This window comes from Sporosarcina koreensis, from assembly GCF_001531445.1.
Classification (GTDB): Bacteria; Bacillota; Bacilli; order Bacillales_A; family Planococcaceae; genus Sporosarcina; species Sporosarcina koreensis_C.
The window spans coordinates 1-842 of sequence record NZ_LQYA01000296.1 but is presented as its reverse complement, the minus strand read 5'-3'; the positions used below and the strand labels follow the sequence as shown (position 1 = coordinate 842).

Sequence of the window (842 nt, the reverse complement as noted above, 5' to 3'; positions counted from 1 at the left end):
AAAACTGAACTGGAAGGGCTTGGCGCGACGGACTGCCAGGTAGTCCAGGGCGGGGTCCATTTTCAGGGGGATACGCGCCTGCTGTATCAAAGCCTGATGTGGAGCCGGCTGGCTTCGCGCATCATGCTGCCGCTGGGCGAATGTCGCGTATACAGCGATCTGGATCTGTACCTCGGCGTACAGGCCATTCCGTGGACGGAGATGTTCAACCCTGGCGCCACCTTCGCGGTGCATTTTAGCGGCCTCAATGACGAGATCCGTAACAGCCAGTACGGCGCGCTGAAGGTTAAAGACGCCATTGTCGACAGCTTCACCCGTAAGAATCTGCCGCGCCCGAACGTCGATCGTGAGTCGCCCGATCTGCGGATCAACGTCTGGCTGAACAAAGAGACGGCGCACATCTCGCTGGATCTGAGCGGCGAAGGCCTGCACCTGCGCGGCTATCGCGATGGTACCGGAATGGCGCCGATCAAAGAAAATCTCGCGGCGGCGATCGTCATGCGCTCTGGCTGGGTACCGGGTACGCCGCTGCTCGATCCGATGTGCGGCTCCGGTACCCTGCTGATTGAAGCGGCGATGCTGGCGACCGACCGCGCGCCGGGCCTGCACCGCGGCCACTGGGGCTTTGGCGGCTGGGCGCAGCACGATGACGCCATCTGGAAAGAGGTGAAGGCGGAAGCGCAAACCCGCGCTCGTCAGGGATTGGCAGCGTATGAGTCACGCTTCTACGGCTCAGACGTCGACGTGCGCGTAATCGAGCGCGCGCGCCGCAACGCCCGCCGCGCCGGCATTGGCGAGCTGGTCGATTTTGACGTGAAAGACGTCGCCCAACTGAACAACCC

1 protein-coding gene is annotated in these 842 nt (G+C 62.8%); it reads left to right on the top strand.

The genetic code is table 11. The features are described 5' to 3' along the window. A partial coding sequence (locus AWV70_RS22020) for a THUMP domain-containing protein (RefSeq protein WP_201024456.1) occupies nucleotides 1-842 on the top strand: 842 nt, incomplete at both ends.